The 19,468-nt window shown below is 67.5% G+C and carries 21 protein-coding genes; 17 read left to right on the top strand and 4 right to left on the bottom strand.

The genetic code is table 11. The features are described from left to right. Nucleotides 1-5 precede the first annotated feature (5 nt). Entirely contained in the window at nucleotides 6-1,085 is a 1,080-nt protein-coding gene (gene prfA / locus ASD13_RS10365) for a peptide chain release factor 1 (RefSeq protein ID WP_017831008.1), read from the top strand. Between the two features lie 24 nt (nucleotides 1,086-1,109). Here prfA and ASD13_RS10360 read toward each other — a convergent pair whose 3' ends face one another. Together ASD13_RS10360 and ASD13_RS10355 are read right to left on the bottom strand one after the other, a co-directional pair. Further along, nucleotides 1,110-1,763, bottom strand: a complete 654-nt coding sequence (locus ASD13_RS10360) for a response regulator (RefSeq protein ID WP_055869007.1) — start codon at nucleotides 1,761-1,763, stop codon at nucleotides 1,110-1,112. Then, nucleotides 1,760-3,415, bottom strand: a complete 1,656-nt coding sequence (locus ASD13_RS10355; RefSeq protein WP_157535614.1) for a sensor histidine kinase — start codon at nucleotides 3,413-3,415, stop codon at nucleotides 1,760-1,762. Before ASD13_RS10355 ends, ASD13_RS10360 begins: the two co-directional genes overlap by 4 nt. Nucleotides 3,416-3,571: 156 nt before the next feature. Between ASD13_RS10355 and ASD13_RS10350 the strand changes: the two genes are divergently transcribed. Beyond that, nucleotides 3,572-5,116: a CitMHS family transporter gene (locus ASD13_RS10350; RefSeq protein ID WP_055869006.1), complete on the top strand. Its 1,545-nt coding sequence runs from the start codon at nucleotides 3,572-3,574 to the stop codon at nucleotides 5,114-5,116. Between the two features lie 70 nt (nucleotides 5,117-5,186). Next, nucleotides 5,187-5,594, top strand: coding sequence for a phage holin family protein (locus ASD13_RS10345; RefSeq protein ID WP_031206276.1), 408 nt, complete (start codon nucleotides 5,187-5,189; stop codon nucleotides 5,592-5,594). Between the two features lie 22 nt (nucleotides 5,595-5,616). Here ASD13_RS10345 and epsC read toward each other — a convergent pair whose 3' ends face one another. Together epsC and cysK are read right to left on the bottom strand one after the other, a co-directional pair. Continuing rightward, entirely contained in the window at nucleotides 5,617-6,189 is a 573-nt protein-coding gene (gene epsC, locus ASD13_RS10340; RefSeq protein WP_055869005.1) for a serine O-acetyltransferase EpsC, read from the bottom strand. 8 nt (nucleotides 6,190-6,197) lie between these two features. Further along, nucleotides 6,198-7,136: a cysteine synthase A gene (cysK, locus tag ASD13_RS10335; protein WP_055869004.1), complete on the bottom strand. Its 939-nt coding sequence runs from the start codon at nucleotides 7,134-7,136 to the stop codon at nucleotides 6,198-6,200. Between the two features lie 98 nt (nucleotides 7,137-7,234). Here cysK and prmC point away from each other — a divergent pair, with 98 nt between their 5' ends. The 14 genes from prmC to ASD13_RS10265 all read left to right on the top strand — a co-directional run bounded on the left by prmC (nucleotide 7,235) and on the right by ASD13_RS10265 (nucleotide 19,291). After that, nucleotides 7,235-8,095 (top strand): peptide chain release factor N(5)-glutamine methyltransferase, encoded by an 861-nt coding sequence (gene prmC, locus ASD13_RS10330; RefSeq protein ID WP_055869003.1) that lies wholly within the window; start codon nucleotides 7,235-7,237, stop codon nucleotides 8,093-8,095. Nucleotides 8,096-8,147: 52 nt separating this feature from the next. Then, entirely contained in the window at nucleotides 8,148-8,882 is a 735-nt protein-coding gene (locus ASD13_RS10325; protein WP_055869002.1) for an L-threonylcarbamoyladenylate synthase, read from the top strand. Further along, entirely contained in the window at nucleotides 8,879-10,048 is a 1,170-nt protein-coding gene (locus ASD13_RS10320; protein ID WP_017830997.1) for an MraY family glycosyltransferase, read from the top strand. Before ASD13_RS10325 ends, ASD13_RS10320 begins: the two co-directional genes overlap by 4 nt. Beyond that, nucleotides 10,048-10,566 (top strand): hypothetical protein, encoded by a 519-nt coding sequence (locus tag ASD13_RS10315; protein WP_017830996.1) that lies wholly within the window; start codon nucleotides 10,048-10,050, stop codon nucleotides 10,564-10,566. The genes ASD13_RS10320 and ASD13_RS10315 overlap by 1 nt, the downstream gene beginning before the upstream one ends. Nucleotides 10,567-10,827: 261 nt before the next feature. Beyond that, nucleotides 10,828-11,496 carry a F0F1 ATP synthase subunit A gene (atpB, locus tag ASD13_RS10310; RefSeq protein ID WP_017830995.1) on the top strand — a complete coding sequence of 223 codons (669 nt, stop codon included), beginning with the start codon at nucleotides 10,828-10,830 and terminating at the stop codon, nucleotides 11,494-11,496. Between the two features lie 43 nt (nucleotides 11,497-11,539). Further along, nucleotides 11,540-11,776, top strand: coding sequence for an ATP synthase F0 subunit C (atpE, locus tag ASD13_RS10305; protein ID WP_017830994.1), 237 nt, complete (start codon nucleotides 11,540-11,542; stop codon nucleotides 11,774-11,776). A gap of 27 nt (nucleotides 11,777-11,803) precedes the next feature. Next, nucleotides 11,804-12,358: a F0F1 ATP synthase subunit B gene (locus ASD13_RS10300; RefSeq protein ID WP_017830993.1), complete on the top strand. Its 555-nt coding sequence runs from the start codon at nucleotides 11,804-11,806 to the stop codon at nucleotides 12,356-12,358. Beyond that, complete coding sequence (locus tag ASD13_RS10295; protein WP_055869001.1) at nucleotides 12,358-13,149, top strand: F0F1 ATP synthase subunit delta; 792 nt, start codon at nucleotides 12,358-12,360, stop codon at nucleotides 13,147-13,149. The genes ASD13_RS10300 and ASD13_RS10295 overlap by 1 nt, the downstream gene beginning before the upstream one ends. A gap of 47 nt (nucleotides 13,150-13,196) precedes the next feature. Next, complete coding sequence (atpA, locus tag ASD13_RS10290; protein WP_017830991.1) at nucleotides 13,197-14,837, top strand: F0F1 ATP synthase subunit alpha; 1,641 nt, start codon at nucleotides 13,197-13,199, stop codon at nucleotides 14,835-14,837. Between the two features lie 19 nt (nucleotides 14,838-14,856). Next, nucleotides 14,857-15,753: a F0F1 ATP synthase subunit gamma gene (locus ASD13_RS10285; protein ID WP_017830990.1), complete on the top strand. Its 897-nt coding sequence runs from the start codon at nucleotides 14,857-14,859 to the stop codon at nucleotides 15,751-15,753. 21 nt (nucleotides 15,754-15,774) lie between these two features. Continuing rightward, nucleotides 15,775-17,229: a F0F1 ATP synthase subunit beta gene (gene atpD, locus ASD13_RS10280; RefSeq protein WP_017830989.1), complete on the top strand. Its 1,455-nt coding sequence runs from the start codon at nucleotides 15,775-15,777 to the stop codon at nucleotides 17,227-17,229. Between the two features lie 2 nt (nucleotides 17,230-17,231). Beyond that, the gene (locus ASD13_RS10275) at nucleotides 17,232-17,492 is read left to right on the top strand and encodes a F0F1 ATP synthase subunit epsilon (protein WP_017830988.1); all 261 of its coding nucleotides are present in this window, start codon (nucleotides 17,232-17,234) and stop codon (nucleotides 17,490-17,492) included. Nucleotides 17,493-17,568: 76 nt separating this feature from the next. Continuing rightward, the gene (locus tag ASD13_RS10270) at nucleotides 17,569-18,315 is read left to right on the top strand and encodes a YaaA family protein (RefSeq protein WP_055869000.1); all 747 of its coding nucleotides are present in this window, start codon (nucleotides 17,569-17,571) and stop codon (nucleotides 18,313-18,315) included. 127 nt (nucleotides 18,316-18,442) lie between these two features. Then, nucleotides 18,443-19,291, top strand: coding sequence for a DUF5684 domain-containing protein (locus ASD13_RS10265; protein ID WP_200935135.1), 849 nt, complete (start codon nucleotides 18,443-18,445; stop codon nucleotides 19,289-19,291). The last annotated feature ends 177 nt before the right edge of the window (nucleotides 19,292-19,468 follow it).

Raw genomic sequence — 19,468 nt, 5'->3', positions numbered from 1 at the left:
GAGCCGTGTTCGAGTCCGTCCAGACTCTGATCGACGAGCATCGCCGGGTGCAGGAGGAACTCTCCGACCCGGCGGTGCACGCCGACGCCGCCCGAGCGAAGCGCGTCAACCGCCGCTACGCCGAGCTGTCGCGCATCGTCGCCGCCTACGAAGCGTGGGTCGCTGCGACCGACGATCTGGAGACCGCTCGTGAGTTCGCTCGCGAGGACGAGTCGATCGCCGCGGAGATCCCGGCGATGGAGGAGGAGCTGCAGGCCTCGCAGGAGCGTCTGCGGCGTCTGCTGATCCCGCGTGACCCGGACGACGCCCGCGACGTGATCATGGAGATCAAGGCGGGGGAGGGCGGCGCGGAGTCCGCGCTGTTCGCCGCGGATCTCCTGCGCATGTACATCCAGTACGCGGCCTCCAAGGGCTGGAAGACGGAGCTGCTCGAACGCAACGAGTCCGACCTCGGCGGCTACAAGGATGTCCAGGTCGCGATCAAGGGCTCGTCGTCCGATCCCGCTCAGGGCGTCTGGGCGCACCTGAAGTACGAGGGCGGCGTGCATCGCGTGCAGCGTGTGCCGGCGACCGAGTCGCAGGGGCGCATCCACACGTCGACCACCGGCGTGCTCGTCTTTCCCGAGGTCGATGAGCCGGAGGAGATCCACATCGACCAGAACGATCTCAAGATCGACGTGTTCCGCTCCTCCGGTCCCGGTGGGCAGTCCGTGAACACGACGGACTCCGCGGTGCGCATCACGCACGTGCCGACGGGCATCGTCGTCTCGATGCAGAACGAGAAGTCTCAGCTGCAGAACCGCGAGGCGGGCATGCGCGTGCTGCGTGCCCGACTGCTCGCGCGTCAGCAGGAGGAACTCGACGCTGCGGCATCCGACGCCCGCCGATCGCAGATCCGGGGCATGGACCGCTCGGAGCGCATCCGCACGTACAACTTCCCTGAGAACCGGATCGCGGATCACCGCACCGGGTTCAAGGCCTACAACCTCGATCAGGTCATGGATGGAGCTCTCGATCCACTGATCGAGAGCGCCATCACCGCCGACGAGGAAGCACGGCTCGCCGCGGTCGGCTCCGACTCCTGACGAACGCTCTCACACGTCGTCCGCTCAGGTGCGGGCGGCGTACCGATGCTCGGGGCGTCCGGTCGAGCCGTAGTTGAGGCGCACCTCCACGACGGTCCTGGCGGCCAGCGCCGCCAAGTGCCGCTGCGCGGTCGCGCGGGAGATCCCGACGCGTTCGCCGACCTCCGCGGCCGAGGCCTCACCGTCGCCGAGCGCGGCAAGCACGAGCTGCTCCGTCGCCGAGCGCGAGATCGACACGGGCTCACCCGCACCGTGCAGGATCGCCAGAGCGCGGTCCACGTCCTCCTGGCGCAGTGCGCGGTCACCGCTGAGGAGATTGCGGTAGCGGATGTAGCGATCGAGAAGGCTCGACAGTGCTCGTCTTTCGAACGGCTTCACGAGATAGCCCACCGCCCCGGAGCGCAGTGCTCTGCGCACCGTGGCGGCGTCGTCGGCCGCGGAGATGAGGATCGCGTCGATCCCGGATTCCCGCACGAGCGCGATGCCGTCCCCGTCGGGAAGGAAGACGTCGGCGATCAGGAGATCGGGGCGAGACGCGCGCACGCTGTCGCGGGCCTCGGCGAGAGAGCGCACCGTTCCCGTCACGGCGAAGCCGGGATGATCGTCCACGATGCCCTGGTGCAGCTGGGCCACCCGGAAATCATCGTCGAGGATGAGCACGCGTACAGGCTCGGTCATGTGTTCTCCTTCTCGTCGGGTGAGGTCCGTGTCACGGCTCCGCCGATGCGCGCGGCGAACACCGCACCGCTGTCGGCACCGCCCTGATCGATGACCCAGAGGTCCCCGCCGCTGCGACGGGCGATCTCGGTGGAGAGGGGGAGGCCGATCCCATGCCCGTGCACGTCGTCGTCCGTGGTCCCCTCCCTCGGCTGGGCAGGCGACGGCTCGATGCCTCCGAGGCCGGGCCCGGAGTCGGAGACGGTGAACACGAGGGCATCGCCGTCATCCAGCAGCGCCACCTCGACCCAGCGCGGGGCCCTCTCGCCCGAGACGGCGGCGGTCACCGCGTTGTCGATCAGGTTGCCGAGCACGGCCGCGACGTCCTCCGCCTCCTGCACAGTGCCGATCAGCTGGGTGTCCTCCGCTATCCGGAGGGCGACGCCGCGCTCTCCGGCCTCCACACCTTTGGCTCCGAGGAACGAGTGCAGGAAGGGGTCGCCCACGAGGTCGAGTCCCACGACGGGAAACGACACGGGGCCGCGGTCCACGAGCTCGCCCAGGAACGCCCGGGCCTGCGGCACCCGGTCGGCGTCGATGAGCCCGGCGGCCACGTGCATGCGGTTGGCGAACTCGTGCCGCTGCACGCGCAGCGCCGCCGTCATCGTCCTGACGGTCTCCAGGCGCTCGGTCAGGGCGACCAGATCCGTGCGATCGCGCACGATCAGCACGTCTCCGAGCGCGTGGCCGTCGCGCACCACAGGGCGCGAGTCGAGGTAGAGCATCCGGTCTCCGACGATGGCACTCGAGCGAGTGCGGGCGCCGGTCGCTGCATCGAGGACAGCCGGGGCGAGCCCGAGATCGTCGATGGACCGCCCGACAGGTTCTTCCAGGCCGAGCAGGCGATCGGCGGCGGCGTTGCTCACGCGCACCACACCTCGTGTGTCGACCGCGAGCACCCCGTCGTCCACGCCGTCGAGCACGGCGGTCTGATTCTGCACGAGCGCGATGAGCTCCTCCGGTTGGACACCGAGGGTCAGCCGCTCCCAGCGCCGCCGGAGCAGGTGGAATGCGAGGACCGCCAGCGCGAGCGCCCCGGCGGCGGTGCCCGCGATGACCGCCAGAAGCGGTGGCAGGTCGTCGAAGACGCCTGCGCGCTCGAACCCGACGCTGACCTCGCCTACGGGGGAGCCGGCGGCGTCACGGACCGGCACCTTCGCGCGCGCGGATTCCCCGAGCGTCCCGGTCTGCCAGTCGACCACCTCGGCGCCGGCGAGCACGGCCTCGTACGGCGTGCTGACCTCTTCGCCGATGCGGGAGGGGGTGGGATGAGCGAGACGGATGCCGTTGTCGTCCGTGATCACGACGAACAGGGCTCCGGTGCGGGCGGTGACCTCGGACGCGAGGCGCTGCAGTTCGCCGTCGCGGAGTTCTTCTGCGTCGGGCGCTCCTTCGGCGAGCGAGATGCGGGCGACCTCGGCGCGAACCTGCGGGTCCTCCGCCAGCGTGCGGGCGATGCCCAGAGCGGTCGATTCGGCCTCCGCGCGAAGCTGCTGCAGGGTGAGGAGCAGATACACGCCGGTGCACAGGGCGACGACGAGGGTCACCGTGGCGAGCTGGAGCAGCAGGGCGCGCGTGGCGAACCGTGGTCTGGTCGACGTTGTCCTCGGCACCGCGCTTCTCCCGTAGCTCTGCGCGCAATATGCGCAGAACCCACGCTACGCGCACAACGCAAGGGAATGCGGGATACCGCTCCCTGAGCGCGCGGATTCCCTAGTCTCATCGGGATCCGTCACGGACGACGGAGCCACGACGAAGGAGTCAACGCAATGCCCGAGGCACTCACCGGCCTGTTCGCGGCCGCCGAAGAGGCGCCAACCTACGACGTGGCCTTCGTGCCACCCGAGTGGGTGCTGGTGCTCCTCGGATTCACGATGGTGCTCGCGTTCATGACGCTCATCATGACCAAGCGCCTCACTCCGATGGTCGCGCTGATCCTCGTTCCGACCGTCTTCGGCCTCTTCGCGGGAGCAGGCCTCGGCCTCGGCGACATGATCCTCGACTCGATCGGCGCGATGGCACCGACCGCGGCCCTGCTGATGTTCGCGATCATGTTCTTCGGCATCATGATCGACGTGGGGTTGTTCGACCCGCTCATCCGGCTGATCACGCGCCTGCTCGGTGACGACCCGGCCAAGGTGGTGCTCGGCACCGCGATCCTCGCCGGAGCGGTGTCGCTCGACGGCGACGGTTCGACGACCTTCATCATCACGACTTCGGCGATGCTGCCCATCTACCTGCGTCTGGGGATGAGTCCCGTCGTGCTGACCTGCGTGGCCGGCCTCATGAACGGCACGCTGAACATCGTGCCGTGGGGCGGACCCACCGTGCGGGCCGCGACGGCCCTGGGGTTGCAGCCGACAGACATCTTCGTGCCGATGCTGCCGGCGCTCGGAGCGGGGATCGTCGTGACCCTCGGCTTCGCATGGATCCTGGGCCTGCAGGAGCGCCGGCGACTCGGTCGCCTGGATTCCGAGGGGCTGCTGGTCGGTGCCGACGGCGGGACGCTCTCCACGGTGCCGAAGATCTTCCGCGGGGCAGAGCCGAAGCCGGGTGCGCGCGCCTCGCTGCGCACCGGCAACCTCGTGGTCGTCGCCGGCGGACACGCTCCCGTCTCCGCCGCGAGCGTCGATCCCGCGGACACGGCCATGGCCGACACGATGCTGGACCCTGAACGGCCCACCCTCCGGCCCAAGCTCATCTGGTTCAACCTCGCTCTCACCGTCGCGGTCATGGTGCTGCTGGTGCTCGACATCCTGCCGCTGCCGTACGTGTTCATGGTGGGAGCGGGCCTCGCGCTCGTCATCAACTTCCGTGGCATCAAGGAACAGGCCTCGGAGATCGTCGCGCACGCACCGAGCATCGTGGGCGTGGTCTCCATGGTGATCGCCGCAGGAGTCCTGGTCGGCGTGCTCACCGGCACCGGGATGGTCGATGCGATGGCCACGTGGATCACCGACGTGCTCCCGCCGGTGCTCGGTCCGTTCCTCGCGCCGATCACCGGTGTGCTCTCGATCCCGTTCACGTTCTTCATGTCGAACGATGCGTTCTACTTCGGCATCCTCCCGGTGCTCGCCCAGAGCGCCGCGAACTTCGGCATCGATCCCGTGGAGATGGCGCGGGCGTCGATCACCGGCCAGCCCGTGCACCTGCAGAGTCCGCTGGTACCCGCCATCCTGCTGCTCGTGTCGCTCGCGAGCGTGAACCTGGGTGACCACCACCGCAAGGTGCTGTGGCGCGCCACGATCGTCTCGCTGGTCATGCTCGGCGTCGGCATCCTGACCGGAGCCGTCCCGTTCTTCGTGGCGCAGTGACGCTCCGGTGGAGGGGAGCGCGGACGCCGTGCTCCCCACCATCGTGCGTGCACAGCGCTATGCTCGGCCCGTGATCACTTTCCTGTTCCGCGGCCTGCTCTACGTGGTGTCCGCCGGTCTCGGCCTGATCGCCGCTGACCTCCTCCTCGACGGCTTCACGATCGAATGGGACAAGTGGTGGGGCTTCGTCATCTGCATCCTGATCTTCGCGATCCTGCAGAGCGTGCTCGCGCCCTGGGTCGGCAAGATGGCCAACCGCTACGCGCCGGTGCTGATGGGCGGTATCGGGATCTTCTCGACGCTGATCTCCCTCGTCGTCGTCGTGCTGCTGCCCATCGGCGGGCTGCGGATCACCGATCTGACCGGGTGGCTGCTCGGTGCGGTCATCGTCTGGCTGATCACGGCGCTCGGCAGCGTGCTGCTCCCGCTCCTCTTCCTGCGTAAGAAGGTCGCGGCGGTCAAGGGCCAACGCCGCTAGGGCGTCCGCCGTTCTCGTCTACTCAGATCGCGTAGTGGTCCGGCGCGGTGAGCAGAGCCCTGGTGTCCTCGCCGACCGTGCGATGACGCGGCTTCGCCGGCACTCCGACGAGGACGCTGTCGGCGGGGGCGTCACGAGTGACCACGGCGTTCGCACCGACCACGGAGCCGGCCCCGATCGTCACGGGGCCGAGGATCTTGGCGCCGGCGCCGACGGCCACTCCGTCTCCGAGCGTGGGGTGCCTCTTCCCGGAAGCGCGTGTGCGTCCGCCGAGCGTGACGCCGTGGTAGAGCATCACGTCGTCGCCCACCACGGCGGTCTCGCCGATGACCACGCCCATGCCGTGGTCGATGAAGAAGCGACGGCCGATGTTCGCGCCGGGGTGGATCTCGATCCCGGTCAGCCAGCGCGACACCTGGGAGCCGGCGCGTGCGAGCAGACGCAGGCGGCGCCGCCAGAGCGCATGCGAGACGCGGTGCGCCCAGACGGCGTGCAGCCCGGGGTAGAGCAGAGCGACCTCGACGGCGCTGCGCGCGGCCGGATCCCGAAGGCGTGCGGCCGCGATGTCCTCGCGCATCCGCCCGATCATGCCCATCGCCGGTCTCAGTCTTCGCGCAGATCCTCGAACAGCGCGGTGGAGATGTAACGCTCACCGGTGTCGGGGATCATGACGACGATCGTCTTGCCGGTGTTCTCCGGTCGGGCCGCGACCTTCAGCGCGGCGGCGACCGCGGCGCCGGATGACATGCCCACGAGGAGACCCTCCTTGGCCGCGAGCTCACGGGCGACGCGGATGGACTCGTCGAACTCGGCGGTGAGGATTTCGTCGAGCACCTCGCGATCGAGCACACCGGGGACGAAGTTCGGGCCGATGCCCTGGATCTTGTGCGGGCCGGGGTGTCCCTCGGTGAGCACCGGGGAATCCTTGGGCTCGACCGCGATCACCTGGACGCCGGGCTTCGCCGCCTTGAGCGCCTGTCCGGTCCCGGTGACGGTTCCACCGGTGCCGACGCCCGCGACGAGGATGTCGACCGCGCCGTCGGTGTCGCGGAGGATCTCCTGCGCCGTGGTCTCGCGGTGGATCTGGGGGTTCGCGGCATTCTCGAACTGGCGGATCCAGATGGCTCCGGGAGTCTCGGCGACGATGCGCTTGGTCTCCTCGATCGCACCGCTCATGCCCTTGGTGGGGTCGGTGAGCACGATCTGCGCGCCGAACGCCTTCAGCAGGACCCGGCGCTCCTTCGACATGGAGGCGGGCATCGTCAGGATCACGCGGTAGCCGCGCGCGGCGCCGACCATCGCGAGAGCGATGCCGGTGTTGCCGCTCGTGGACTCCACGATTGTGCCGCCCGGCGTGAGCTCACCCGATGCCTCGGCGGCGTTGACCATGGCGATCCCGATGCGATCCTTCACGCTCGAGGCGGGGTTGTAGTACTCGAGCTTGGCGAGGACGGTCGCACCCAGTCCCTCGGTCACCCGGTTCAGGCGGACGAGCGGTGTGTTGCCGAACGCGGTCGTGATGTCGGAGTGGATGCCGGGCATGATGAACCTTCCTGTGCGGGGTCGCTGCGGACCAGCCTAGGGGAGGGGTCCTATGGGGAGGCCTTTGTGACGGCCGCTCGCACTCTACGCTGGAAGGCATGTCTGACACCTCTCTCGCTGCGGTCGTCCGCACGGCGGCCCAGCGTCTGGCCGATGTCGGAGTGCCCGACCCTCTCGTCGACGCAGAGCTTCTCGCCGGCCACATCCTCGGACGACGACGCGGCGAGGTGCAGGCGGCGATCGTCCGTGGCGACGGCATCGATGACGCAGCGGTGTCGGCGCTCGATGAGGCCGTGACGCGTCGTGCAGCCAGGGAGCCGCTGCAGCACATCACCGGAACCGCGCCGTTCCGTCACCTCGAGCTCGCCGTCGGCCCCGGCGTCTTCGTACCCCGTCCGGAGACGGAGACCGTCGTGCAGTACGCGATCGACGCCCTGCTGAGCTCCCCGGAGTCCGCACCGGTCGGCATCGACCTCGGCACCGGCAGCGGGGCGATCGCCCTCGCGATGGCCACCGAGGTGCCGCACGCGCGCATCTTCGCCGCCGAGCTCTCCGAGGACGCGCATGCCTGGGCGAGCCGCAACGTCGCGGGAGTCGACAACCTCACGCTGGTGCTGTCCGACCTGGGGGAAGCCTTCCCGGAGCTCGACGGCACGGCCTCCGTGGTCATCTCGAATCCGCCGTATGTGCCCGATGCCGCCATTCCCCGCGATCCGGAGGTGCGGCTGTTCGACCCGGCCATGGCGCTGTACGGGGGAGAGGACGGTCTCGACATCGTGCGTGTGCTCAGCTCACGGGCCCTGCGGCTGCTGCGCCCCGGCGGTCTCCTCGTCATCGAACACGGCGAACTGCAGGGCGAGTCGATCAGGGACCTCCTCACGGTCGACGGATGGCGCGCACCGGCGACGCACCGGGACCTGACGCTCCGGGATCGCACCACCACCGCGCTCCGACCCTGATCAGCAACCTCCGAGCGTGCTCACTGGCCGCGCCGCATAGAATCGAACCGTCATGTCAACCATCTTCGACTGCAGCGACGAGTCGCAGCTCCTCGCCGGCATGCGCCACGCGCGCCAGGCGATCGGCCGTGGCGACCTCATCGTCATCCCCACAGACACGGTGTACGGCGTCGCCGCCGATGCCTTCTCCCCGGCCGCCGTCCAGCGCCTCCTCGATGCGAAGGGGCGCGGGCGGGATCAGCCGCCGCCCGTGCTGATCGGCACGAAAGAGACGCTCGCCGCCTTGGCCGAGTCCGTTCCGGAGCCGGTCGAGCGCCTCGTCGAGGCATTCTGGCCCGGCGGACTGACGATCGTGCTGCCCGCGCAGCCGTCGCTGGTGTGGGACCTGGGAGAGACTCTCGGCACGGTCGCGGTGCGCATGCCGGAGGGCCGGGTCGCCCTCGAACTGCTCGCGGAGACCGGCCCGCTGGCCGTCTCCAGCGCGAACCTCACGGGCGAAGCCGCGGCCATCTCGGCGTACGACGCCGAGAAGATGCTGGGTGACAGCGTCGCGGTCTATCTCGCAGACGGCCTGAGCAAGGACGGCATCGCGTCCACCATCGTGGATGCCACCTCGCTGGTGCGCCGCGGCGCGGATTCCGAACCCGGGACCGTACGCATCCTCCGTGACGGCGCCGTGACCAGGGAGCAGCTCCAGGAAGTCCTCGGCGACCTCCTCGAGCCCGAGGATCACGCCGGACACGAGCATGACCCTGAGCACGCGCAGGAGCAGGACAGGGATTCGTGAAGCAGTACCTCTTCACGATCATCCTCACCGCCGCGATCACGTTCGCGCTGACCTGGGCGGTGTGGAAGCTGAGCCTCCGGTTCAAGCTGTACCCCGCCATCCGCGACCGGGACGTGCACACCACCCCCAAGCCACGACTGGGCGGCGTCGCGATCTTCCTCGCCATCGCCGCGGCGTTCGGCTTCTCCGCGGTGAACCCGTTCTTCCAGAGCATCTGGGTGCCGCCGCAGACCATGTGGTCGATCCTCGGCGCGTCCCTGCTGATCGCGATCATCGGGGTCGTCGACGACCTCTGGGACATCGACTGGATGATCAAGCTCGGCGCGCAGTTCCTCGCTGCCGGCGTCATCACGGTCGGTGGGGGACTGCAGATCCTGTCTCTGCCGTTCGGTGACCTCATCGTGGTGTCGAGCTGGCTGAGCATCACGATCACGATGTTCGCGATCGTCATCGTGATGAATGCGGTGAACTTCATCGACGGACTCGACGGGCTCGTCGCCGGTGTGTGTCTCATCTCGAACGGCGTGTTCTTCGCCTACTCCTACATCTTCACGCGCGACTCCGGCGCCTCCAGCTACTTCAACCTCTCGACCTTCATCGCCGCCGTCCTCATCGGAGCCTGCCTCGGCTTCCTGCCGCTGAACTGGAGCCCCGCGAAGATCTTCATGGGCGACTCCGGTGCACTGGTGATCGGCCTCCTGATGGCCACATCGGCGATCGCGATCACCGGGCAGATGGATCCGTCCGCCCTCGACCCCGAGCGGCTCGGGCGTTCCCAGCTGGTCGGAGCCTTCCTGCCGATCCTGCTCCCGCTGCTGGTGGTCCTGCTGCCGCTGCTGGACTTCGGACTCGCCGTGCTCCGACGCATGAGCGCGGGACGATCGCCGTTCTCGCCCGACCGGAAGCACCTGCATCACCGCATGCTCGATCTGGGTCACCGCGACCGTGACGCCGTGCTCATCTTCTACGCCTGGACGGCCGTGGTCTCCCTCGCCGTCCTGCTCATGTACGTCGGTGCCCGAGAGGACTGGCCCGGCCAGTACCTGCCGGGTGTCGGCTTCGGCATCGTGGGCATCGCCGCCTGCCTCGTCGTCACGCTGAGTCCCACCCGCCGCAGGAAGAGCGCAGCGGGCGCCGAACCCGATCCGACACCCGTGGAGTCCTGATGAGCCCGAGTCCTGTTTCCAGCACGCCGATCCTGCGTCGCACCCTCATCTGGTCGGCGGTCGCCACCGTCGTGCTCGCGATCATCGCCGGGGGCATCGGCTACCTCGTCGCTCAGGGGGAGGGGCTCGTCAGCGGTCTGCTCGGCGTGCTCCTGGCCGCCGTCTTCCTGGCGATCACCGGCATCAGCATCCTGATCGCGAACCGCTGGTACGGCGACCCGATCTACGTGCAGTTGTTCTTCGCCATCGTCCTGGGCGGCTGGCTGCTCAAGCTCGGGCTCTTCGTCGTCGCGATGATCATGCTCGCCGGTCAGCCGTGGCTGCAGCCGATGGTGTTCTTCCTGTCGATCGTGGCCGGCGTGCTGATGTCGCTCGCGATCGACGTCATCGTCCTCACGAGCATGCGGCTGCCCAACGTCAGCGACACGAACCTGCCGACGGAGGTTCCCGAAGACCGTGCGCCCGGCTCGGCGAATCACATCGGAGACGGACCCGTCGAGGGTGGCCAGCGGTCTTAGGAGACCCTCAGATTCTGATACTGTTGATACGTGCCCGCCGCTCGCCCGCGAGCGCTTGCGCTGTGTAGCACACCGACCATCGTCGCCCCGGTTTAGACCGGTGCCCCGAAGCTGGAGCCCGCGCTGTTTAATCTTGCTGCGACCCTGACCCCCCGACTCGCCTCCGACGGCGAGTTCCACGGCCCTTCGATCGACGATTTCTTTCCGGAGATCCTCTTCCACGTAGGCCCCATCCCCGTCAACCGGATCCACCTGGTCCAGTTGCTCGCGGTGATCGCCGTGGTTCTGATCCTCTGGCTCGGCACTCGCCGTATGAAGGTCGTCCCCGGCCGCTTCCAGAGCCTCGTGGAGATGGGGCTCGGCTTCGTCCGGACCAACGTCGCCCACGACATGCTCGGTCGCAAGGACGGTGACCGCTTCCTGCCGATCCTGACCACGATCTTCTTCATGGTCCTGTTCATGAACATCACGGGCATCATCCCGTTCCTGAACATGCCGGGAACGGCGATCGTCGCGGTGCCGCTCACGCTGGCCGTCGTCAGCTACGTGACCTTCATCTACGCCGGTATCAAGCGACACGGCTTCAAGTTCTTCAAGAACTCCCTGTTCCCGCAGGGTGTGCCGGTCGCCGCGATGCCGATCGTCGCGATCATCGAGCTCATCTCGACGTTCATCCTGCGCCCCGTCACGCTGACGCTGCGTCTTCTCATGAACCTCGTCGTGGGGCACATGATCCTGGTCCTCGCGTTCTCCGCGACCCAGTTCTTCTTCTTCACCGCAGGTGGCGGCTGGGCCGCACTCGGTGTCGGAACCCTCGCCTTCGGTGGCGCCTTCACTCTCTTCGAGATGCTGGTCGCCGTCCTCCAGGCATACGTCTTCACCGTCCTCACCGCGGTCTACATCCAGCTCGCGGTCGCAGAAGAGCACTGAGCGGGCAGGCATCAGCCTTCCCACCCAACGAAAGGAAAAACCCGTGGACGCTACTACGGTTCTCGCTGAAATCAACGGTCACCTCGGAGCGGTCGGCTACGGCCTCGCAGCCATCGGCCCGGCCATCGGCGTCGGCATCGTCGTCGGCAAGACCATCGAGGGTGTCGCTCGTCAGCCCGAGCTGGCCGGTCGTCTCCAGGTCCTCATGTGGATCGGTATCGCCTTCACCGAGGCACTTGCGTTCGTCGGCATCGCCGTCGCATTCATCCCCTTCCCGTAATCCTCACCGACTTCTGAAGGAGACAGGATGCTGAACGCTCTTGTCACGAACCTCGCAGCAGAGGGTGAGCCGAACAACCCCCTCATCCCTGCGTGGTACGACATCATCTGGTCGGGCCTCTGGTTCATCGTCATCCTCGTCGTCGTCTGGAAGGTCGCCCTTCCCCGTCTGACGAAGATGCTCGACGAGCGGTCCGCCGCCATCGAGGGCAACATCGCCAAGGCCGACGAGGCGCAGAAGCAGGCGGAGGCGGCACTCGAGGAGTACACGCGTCAGCTCGCTGAGGCGCGCACCGAGGCCGGTGAGATCCGCGAAGCCGCCCGTGAGGACGGCAAGAAGATCGTCGCCGAGGCGAAGGAGTCTGCGACCACCGAGGCCGCACGCATCACCGCCACCGCGCACACGCAGATCGAAGCGGAGCGTCAGACCGCTCTCGTCTCGCTGCGTAGCGAGGTCGGAACCCTCGCGATCGACCTCGCCGGTGGCGTGGTCGGCGAGACGCTCTCCGACGACGCGCGTGCGACGGCTGTCGTCGATCGCTTCCTCGCCGAGCTCGAGGCATCCGAGAAGGCGGCTCAGTAATGGGCAGCGCGACCACTCAGGCACTCGCGGCATCCATCAAGACGCTTGCCGCAGCGAAGGACGTCACTCTCGACACCGCACGGGAGCTGTTCGCTGCCGCGCATGCCGTGAGTGCATCGTCCCAGCTGAGCGGCGCGCTTGCTGATCCTTCCGCTCCCGCCGCGGCACGACAGAATGTCGTCGCCGCGGTGTTCGGCGGGTTCTCCGCAGGTGCCCAGGGCGTCCTGAAGACCGTCGTCGCAGAACGCTGGTCCAACGCGGGCGAGCTCGTCGACGGTATCGAGGAGCTCGCGATCCGCGCGGCAGCGATCGCCGAGCCCGGAACGGACATCGAGGGGGAGCTCTTCGGCTTCTCCCGGGTGATCGCGGCCAACCCCGAGCTCGAACTCGCTCTGGGTAGCCGCGTCGGCGGAGAAGACGCCAAGAGTGCGCTCGTTGAGCGTCTCCTGGCCGAAGGCTCCACCGGCTCCGCGACGACGCTGATCATCACGTCGCTCGTGCGCGAGCCGCGCGGGCGTCGAGTCCGACGGCTGCTGAACCGGGCGATGAGCGTCGTCTCGAGCCAGCGCGGTCGAGTGGTCGCCACGGTGCACACTGCGGCCGCCCTCACAGACGCACAGCGCGCCCGTCTCAGCGACTCGCTCTCGCGTCGCTACGACGGTCAGGTATCGCTCAACGTCGTCATCGACCCTGCCGTCGTCGGAGGCCTGCGCGTGCAGATCGCCGATGACGTCATCGACGGCAGCATCTCCGCACGACTCGCCGACCTTCGCCAGAAGCTCGCGGGCTAACACGACTTCGCGCGGGGAACCGCGCACCCAGATACAAAGGGAAGACAATGGCAGAACTATCGATCAGCCCCGACGTCATCCGTGACGCGCTGAAGGACTTCGCCGCAGCATACGAGCCCTCCGGGGCCGGGGCGACCGAGGTCGGCACCGTCATCGACGCGGCCGACGGCATCGCGCACGTCGAGGGACTGCCCGGCGTCATGGCGAACGAGCTCGTCATCTTCGCCGACGGCACCAAGGGTCTCGCACAGAGCCTGAACGAGCACGAGATCGGTGTCGTCGTCCTCGGCGAGTTCACCGGTGTCGAGGCCGGTCAGGAAGTCACCCGCACCGGCGAGGTCCTCTCGGTTCCGGTCGGCGATGGCTACCTCGGCCGCGTGGTCGACCCGCTCGGCAACCCGATCGACGGACTCGGCGCGATCGAGACCGAGAGCGTCCGCGCCCTCGAGCTCCAGGCGCCCGGCGTCATGCAGCGCAAGTCGGTGCACGAGCCGATGCAGACCGGCATCAAGGCCATCGACGCGATGATCCCCGTCGGTCGTGGCCAGCGTCAGCTGATCATCGGCGACCGCCAGACCGGTAAGACGGCCATCGCGATCGACACGATCATCAACCAGAAGGCCAACTGGGAGTCGGGCGACGTCAACAAGCAGGTTCGCTGCATCTACGTCGCGATCGGTCAGAAGGGCTCGACCATCGCTTCGGTGAAGGGCGCCCTCGAAGAGGCCGGTGCGCTGGAGTACACCACGATCGTGGCCGCTCCCGCATCCGACCCCGCCGGCTTCAAGTACCTGGCTCCCTACACGGGTTCTGCCATCGGCCAGCACTGGATGTACGGCGGCAAGCACGTCCTCATCATCTTCGACGACCTGTCGAAGCAGGCTGAGGCCTACCGCGCCGTGTCGCTCCTCCTGCGCCGCCCGCCGGGCCGCGAGGCCTACCCGGGTGACGTCTTCTACCTGCACTCGCGTCTGCTCGAGCGTTGCGCGAAGCTGTCCGACGAGCTCGGCGCTGGTTCCATGACGGGTCTCCCGATCATCGAGACCAAGGCGAACGACGTCTCGGCCTACATCCCGACCAACGTGATCTCGATCACCGACGGCCAGATCTTCCTGCAGTCCGACCTCTTCAACGCGAACCAGCGTCCCGCGGTCGACGTGGGTATCTCGGTCTCGCGAGTCGGCGGTGACGCTCAGGTCAAGTCGATCAAGAAGGTCTCCGGAACGTTGAAGCTGGAGCTCGCGCAGTACCGCTCCCTCGAGGCTTTCGCGATGTTCGCGTCCGACCTCGACGCGGCTTCGCGTCGTCAGCTCTCCCGTGGTGCGCGTCTGACCGAGCTGCTCAAGCAGCCGCAGTACTCGCCGTACCCCGTCGAGGAGCAGGTCGTCTCGATCTGGGCCGGCACCAACGGCAAGCTCGACTCGATCGAGGTCTCGGACGTCCTGCGCTTCGAGCGCGAGCTCCTGGACTACCTGCGTCGCAACACCAAGGTTCTCGAGACGCTCCGCGACACCAACGTCCTCGATGACGCCACGGTCGCCGAGCTCGAGAAGCAGACGGATGCCTTCATCCTGGAGTTCCAGGGTGGCAAGGGACACGCCATCGGCGCCCCGGGTCACGAGGAGCACGCTGCAGCCGAGGCTGAGGACGTCAACCAGGAGAAGATCGTCAAGGGTCGTCGCGCGTAACCGCGTGAGGTACTGACATATGGGCGCTCAACTCAGGGTCTACAAGCAGAAGATCTCTTCTGCTCAGACGACCAAGAAGATCACGAAGGCGATGGAACTCATCGCGGCTTCGCGCATTCAGAAGGCGATGGCACGCGTCAAAGCGTCCACACCCTTCGCGCGTGCCGTGACGAGGGCCGTGTCGGCCGTCGCGACGCACTCGAACGTGGATCACCCGCTGACCCGCGAGTCCGAGAACATCACCCGCTCCGCGGTCGTGATCTTCTCCTCGGACCGCGGTCTCGCCGGAGCCTTCAACTCGCAGATCCTCCGTGAGGGTCTCGAGGTCGCAGAGCTCCTGCGCGAGCAGGGCAAGGAGCCGGTCTTCTACCTCATCGGTCGCAAGGCCGTCGGATACTTCCAGTTCCGACGCCTCGCCGCCGCTGCGGAGTGGACCGGCGACACGGACACCCCGTCGTTCCACACCGCGGAGGAGATCTCCGCGACGCTGCTCGAATCCTTCTCCCGCGGGGGACAGGATGGCGGCGTCGATGAGATCCACCTCGTGTACAACCGTTTCGTCAGCATGATGACGCAGTCGCCCGAATCCGTGCGTCTGCTCCCGCTGGAGATCACGGAAGCCGATGAGTCGGAAGCCGGTAACACCGTTTACCCGCTGTACGAGTTCGAGCCGGATGCCGAGACCGTTCTCGACGCGATCCTGCCGGTGTACATCCAGAGCCGCGTCTTCAACGCTCTCCTGCAGTCGTCTGCCGCGAAGCAGGCGGCGACGCAGAAGGCTATGAAGTCGGCCAGCGACAACGCCGACAAGCTCATCACCGACTACACCCGTCTGCGCAACAACGCGCGCCAGGCGGAGATCACGCAGCAGATCGCCGAGATCGTCGGCGGCGCCGACGCCCTCTCGAGCAAATAGACCATCAGGAAAGAGACGAAAATGACCCTCACCGCTCCGGCTGACCAGCCGGCGACCGCGGTCGTCGGGCGCGTCGCACGCGTCAACGGTCCGGTTGTCGACATCGAGTTCCCTCATGACTCGATCCCCGACATCTACAACGCGCTGAAGACCACGATCGCGATGGGCGAAGAGTCCACCGAGATCACGCTCGAGGTCGCTCAGCACCTCGGCGACGACCTCGTCCGCGCCATCGCCCTGAACCCGACCGACGGCATCGTCCGCGGCCAGGAAGTCCGCGACACCGGTGAGGCCATCTCGGTCCCCGTCGGCGACGTGACCAAGGGCAAGGTGTTCAACGTCATCGGCGAGGTGCTCAACCTCGAGCCCGGCGAGACCATCGAGGTCACCGAGCGCTGGCCGATCCACCGCAAGGCGCCGAACTTCGACCAGCTCGAGTCCAAGACTCAGATGTTCGAGACCGGCATCAAGTCGATCGACCTCCTCACCCCGTACGTGCTGGGTGGAAAGATCGGTCTGTTCGGTGGCGCCGGTGTCGGCAAGACCGTCCTCATCCAGGAGATGATCCAGCGCGTCGCGCAGGACCACGGTGGTGTGTCGGTGTTCGCCGGTGTCGGTGAGCGCACCCGTGAGGGCAACGACCTCATCCACGAGATGGAAGAGGCGGGCGTCTTCGACAAGACGGCCCTCGTCTTCGGCCAGATGGACGAGCCGCCGGGAACGCGTCTGCGCGTCGCCCTGTCGGCTCTGACGATGGCGGAGTACTTCCGTGACGTGCAGAAGCAGGACGTGCTGCTCTTCATCGACAACATCTTCCGCTTCACGCAGGCCGGTTCCGAGGTCTCCACGCTGCTGGGCCGCATGCCCTCCGCCGTGGGTTACCAGCCGAACCTCGCCGACGAGATGGGTGTGCTCCAGGAGCGCATCACCTCGACGCGCGGCCACTCGATCACCTCGCTGCAGGCGATCTACGTGCCCGCCGATGACTACACCGACCCGGCTCCGGCGACCACGTTCGCCCACCTCGACGCGACGACCGAGCTTTCTCGTGAGATCGCCTCGAAGGGTCTGTACCCGGCCATCGACCCGCTGACCTCGACGTCGCGCATCATGGACCCCCGCTACTTGGGCGAGGACCACTACCGCGTCGCCACGACGGTCAAGCAGATCCTCCAGAAGAACAAGGAACTGCAGGAGATCATCGCCATCCTCGGTGTCGACGAGCTCTCCGAGGAAGACAAGATCGTCGTGTCGCGTGCACGTCGCATCCAGCAGTTCCTCTCGCAGAACACCTACATGGCCAAGAAGTTCACGGGCGTCGAGGGTTCGACCGTCCCGCTGAAGGAGACCATCGAGTCGTTCGACGCGATCACCCGCGGTGACTTCGACCACGTGGCCGAGCAGGCCTTCTTCAACGTCGGTGGCATCTCCGACGTCGAAGAGCAGTGGGCGAAGATCCAGAAGGAGAACGGCTGACCATGGCGCTGCACGTCAGCCTCGTCTCCGCTGATGCGGAGGTCTGGACGGGAGAGGCGAGCCTCGTGGTCGCCAAGACCGTCGAGGGTGAGATCGGCTTCATGACCGGCCACGAGCCGGTGCTGGCCATCCTCGCCGAGGGCCAGGTTCGCATCACCCAGTCGGATGGCACCAAGGTGCTGGCCAACGCGCAGGACGGGTTCCTCTCCATGGAGGGCGACACCCTGACGATCGTTGCCGGCAACGCGGCTCTCATCGCCTAGCAGTACCTGTTTTACGCGTCCGCCTCGGCACCCGCACGGGTTCCGAGGCGGACGCGTCTGTATCCACAGAGGTTTCATGAAGATCCTGCTCCCTCCGTCGGAGACCAAACACGAGGGTGGCGACGGTTCCCCTCTCGATCTCGACTCGCTCGTGCTTCCGTCGCTCAACGAGCGACGGTCGGCGGTCCTCGAGGCGCTGATCGACCTCGCCGCCGATGAAGAGGCCGCACGACGCGTGCTCAAGCTGAGCGAGCGGCAGCGGGGGGACATCGCACACAACAGGGCGCTTCGATCGTCGCCAACCATGCCGGCGATCGACCGGTACACGGGCGTGCTGTTCGATGCGCTCGATGCGCGTTCCCTCTCCGCGGTCTCCCGACGGTGGCTGGGAGAGCACGTGTGGATCCACAGCGCTCCGCTGGGCCCGGTCGGAGCCCTCGACGCTCTTCCCACCTACCGCCTCGCCGCCGGGACCTCACTACCCGGACTCCCGGCGCTTCGCCGGCACTGGGCCGAAGCCACCTCCGCAGCGATCGCCGAGGCCGACCCGTCGTTCGTCCTCGACCTGCGCAGCGAGGCCTACGTCGCGCTCGGGCCCGTGCCGAGTGCCGTCTCCTCCGCGTACGTCCGTGTCGTGACCGCACACGGAAGAGCCCTCAACCACTTCAACAAGAAGTCGAAGGGCCTGCTCGTGCGGGCGATCGCCGAGGATCGGCCGCGTGTCAGCTCGCTCCGTGGCCTTCGCGCGTGGGCGCAGAAGCGGGGGATCGTCTTCCGCGACGGCGCACAGCCGGGCATTCTGGAGCTGGTCGTCGAGGAGTGAGTCGTCTTCCGTGCGAGGAGGGACGCTTCGTCCGCGAACGGCGGCGACCCGAACATGCCAGACGGCGAAAGAGACCTGCGGGGAAACCCCGCGACACGCTAGTGTGTTCAGCGCATGATGCCGCATCATGAATTTTCTGGAGGGAACCATGAACGACTACTACGGCTATGACGGCCTGTCAGGCGGCGCGCTGGTCGCGTTGATCCTGGTCTACACGATCCTGCCACTCGCCATCTACGCGCTCTACTCGTGGTTCTACATGAAGATCTTCGAGAAGGCGGGAGTGCAGGGCAAGTGGCGCGCCTGGGTGCCCGTCTACAGCACCATGATCTTCTACAAGCTCGGTGACCTGAGTCCCTGGCTCGTTCTGTACCTGATCGGTGGCGGTATCATCGGCTCGATCATCCCGTTCCTGGGATGGTTCCTGATCCTCCCGCTCATCGGTATCGCCGGTCGCGTCATCGACCTGATCGCCGCGTGGCGGGTCGGCCTGAAGCTGCAGAAGGACGCCGTCTGGGTCGTTCTGTACTTCTTCCTGCCGCCGGTGTGGCTCGGTATCAACGCGTTCGACAAGTCGCGTTGGAACGCGGGCATCCAGCCCGCTTCCTGGGCAGCGAACAGCCTGCTCGGCGACCGCACGGTGTGGGACGGGATCCCGGCTCAGGCATCGGCTGCGGCTCCGCAGGCCGGCTACGGCGCGCCCCAGGGCTACGCACCCCCCGCGCAGGGTTACGCGCCGCCGGCCCAGCCCGGCTACGCACCGCCCGCTCAGCCCGGCTACGCACCGCCTGCAGGTCCCGCAGCTCCGGCGACCGGCGCACCGGTTCCCCCGGTTCCGCCGACCACGCCGCCGGCTCCTCCCGCGGCGCCGCCGGCAACCCCGCCTGCGCCGCCCGCAGCTCCGCCGGCACCGCCCGCAGCTCCGCCGGCACCGCCCGCAGCTCCGCCGGCCGACCCCACGCAGCCTCCGGCGTGATCGTCTGACACAGGGCCCTCGACTCCGGTCGAGGGCCCTGTGCTGTCTCGGGTGGTGGACGATCCTCAGCGGCCGCTAACGTGGATGACATGGTCTTGTCGCAGCGCCGCGTGGGTGCTTCCGGTCTCCCCGTGTCCTCCACAAGCCCAGGCTGCGACGACTTCGGACGTGCTGGCA

It is taken from the genome of Microbacterium sp. Root1433D1, assembly GCF_001426835.1.
GTDB lineage: Bacteria > Actinomycetota > Actinomycetes > Actinomycetales > Microbacteriaceae > Microbacterium > Microbacterium maritypicum.
Note: the sequence above shows the minus strand (reverse complement) of the source record. Positions and strands in the feature narration are given on the sequence as shown.